Source organism: Methylobacterium sp. B1 (genome assembly GCF_000333255.1).
Taxonomy (GTDB): domain Bacteria; phylum Pseudomonadota; class Alphaproteobacteria; order Rhizobiales; family Beijerinckiaceae; genus Methylobacterium; species Methylobacterium fujisawaense.
Genome location: NZ_BACT01000208.1, coordinates 1 through 2,358 on the forward strand (window position 1 = coordinate 1; position 2,358 = coordinate 2,358).

General features: G+C 70.5%; 2 protein-coding genes. Both read left to right on the forward strand.

The genetic code is table 11. The annotated features are described in order from the left end of the window. The first annotated feature begins 10 nt into the window (after positions 1-10). The gene (locus tag I53_RS05565) at positions 11-1,000 is read left to right on the forward strand and encodes an ABC transporter substrate-binding protein (RefSeq protein WP_286009571.1); all 990 of its coding nucleotides are present in this window, start codon (positions 11-13) and stop codon (positions 998-1,000) included. Between the two features lie 70 nt (positions 1,001-1,070). Then, positions 1,071-2,358: selenocysteine-specific translation elongation factor (gene selB / locus I53_RS05570; RefSeq protein ID WP_051044683.1), on the forward strand; the 1,288-nt coding region annotated here is incomplete at its 3' end.

The window sequence follows — 2,358 nt, forward strand, 5'->3', positions numbered from 1 at the left end:
CCATTGGTGAGTGATCGACGCGCCTGGTCCGTGGGGGACTGGCCCGTTCGTGCTTACCGAAGGCGTCTCGCTGATCGACTCGCGCTCCGACCGCGTGGTCATGGAGCCCAACGAGACCTACTGGAATCCCGACCGCAAGCCGACGGTCCGGATCGTCTACGACAACGTGATCGGCAAGGCGGAGGGCATCAAGTCGGTAGCGGCCGGTGACGGCCGGGTCGACGTGGTCTTCGATCTGACACCGGACGAGGCGCACGCCTTCCCGGCGAGCGAGCATGGAAAGATCCAGACGAAGAAGGCGAAGACGATCCTGACGGGCGTTTTCAACGAGAATCGTCCGGACTCACCTTGGCGCAACCCGGAGGCCCGCCGGGCCTTGAACCTCGCCATCGACCGCGAGTTCGTGCTCCACCAGGGCGCGCACGGATACGGCACGGTCATCCCGGCATTCATCCAGCCCGGCCGTTACGGGGCGGATCCGGAGATGAAGCCGTTCCCGCACGATCCCGAGGCCGCCAAGCGCGCCCTCGAGGCTGCCGGGATCGGGGGGCGGGAGCTCGTGTTCGTCGCCTCGCCGGCCTGGGAGGGCGTGGTCGCGGCGATCGGGCAGTGCCTCGCGAAGATCGGGCTCGGCTGCCGGTTCGTCAGTGCCAAGGAGGAGCCGCCGGAGGAGTTCGACGTCAAGCTCGAATGGTACTTCGACTGGACGCCGCAATATCCGGTGGCCTGCGTCCACCGGGAGTTCTTCGGGAAGGACGCGACCCTGCGCCAGGGTCCGGAGGATCCGGACTTCGACGCCCTCTACGACAAGCTCCTGCACACGCCGCACGAGCCGCAGCAGGAGGAGGTGGTGCGGGCGGTCGAGCGCTACCTGCAGGACCAGGCCAAGGCCCTGTTCCTGTACGCGCCCTACACGCTGTTCGCCGTGTCGGACCGCGTGGCGTTTACGCCCTACGACACATGCATGTCGGAGCTTGCCGAGACCCGGATCAGGGGTTGAAGCGGCAGGCGGCGCGGGGCTTCCTGCGCCGCCACCCCAGGAAAGTGTTCTGATCCGGAGCGAGCACAGCGTGATCGTCGTCACCGCCGGCCATATCGACCACGGCAAGACGGCTCTGGTGAAGGCGCTCACCGGGATCGACGCCGACCGTCTGCCGGAGGAGAAGGCCCGCGGCATAACCGTCGATCTGGGCTTCGCCTACACGCGTCTTGGGACCCGAACCGTCGGCTTCGTGGACGTGCCTGGTCACGAGCGGCTGGTGCGTACGATGGTGGCCGGCGCCACGGGCGTCGACTTCGCGCTGATCGTCGTCGCAGCCGACGACGGCGTGATGCCCCAGACCCGCGAGCACATCGCGATCCTCGACTTGCTCGGCCTGCGCCGGGCGGTCGTCGCCATCACCAAGAGCGATCGGGTCGACGACCGTCGCCTGTCCGAAGTCGAGGCGCAGGTCCGCGTCGCGCTCTCCGGCACCGGCCTCGCGCACGCACCCGGCAACGCGCCGCTCGAAGCGCCCGTCCAAGCGCCCATGATCGCCTGCTCGGCGCTGCGCGGGACCGGCATCGCCGACCTCGCCCGGTACCTGGAAGAGGCTGCAGCCAGCCCGTCCCCTGGGGCCGCCGGGACAGAGTTCCGGCTCGCGGTCGACCGCTGTTTCACTGTCGTCGGCGCCGGCCTCGTCGTCACGGGGGCGATCCATGCCGGCGCCGTCCGGGTCGGCGATCATCTCGTCGTATCCCCCAGCGGGTTCGAGGCGCGGGTGCGGGGCCTGCGCGCCGGCAACGAACCGTGTGATGTCGCGGAGGCCGGTCAGCGCTGCGCCATCAACCTGTCCGGTCCCCGCCTGTCCCGCGCGGGTATCCACCGGGGTGATTGGATCCTGGCGCCGCAACTCCACGGCCCCGCCAGCCATCTCGACGTGGCGCTGCGCGTCTTGCCGGGCGAGGCGCGTCCGCTGCGTCACCGCACGCCCGTCCACATCCATCTCGGGGCGGCGTCCGTGACCGGACGGGTGCTCCTGTCACCCGGAATCGCGGTCGAGCCCGGCGCGGCGGCGCACGCACGGATCGCCCTCGACGGCAGCCTCGGCGCGCTGCACGGGGACCGCTTTGTGCTACGCGACGCGTCCGCCGCCCGCACGCTCGGCGGCGGCCGGGTCATCGACATCGAGGGAGCCCGCCGGGGAGCCTGGGCGCCGGGGCGACGCGCGGTGGTCGCGGCGCTGGACACGCCGGATCATGCTGCGGCGCTCACCGGCCTCCTCGACGTGAGCGAGGCAGGAGCCGACCTCGACCATTTCGCCCGCGTGCGGAATATCCCGAGGCCCGCCCTGGAAGCCTTGACGTGCGCGCACGGCG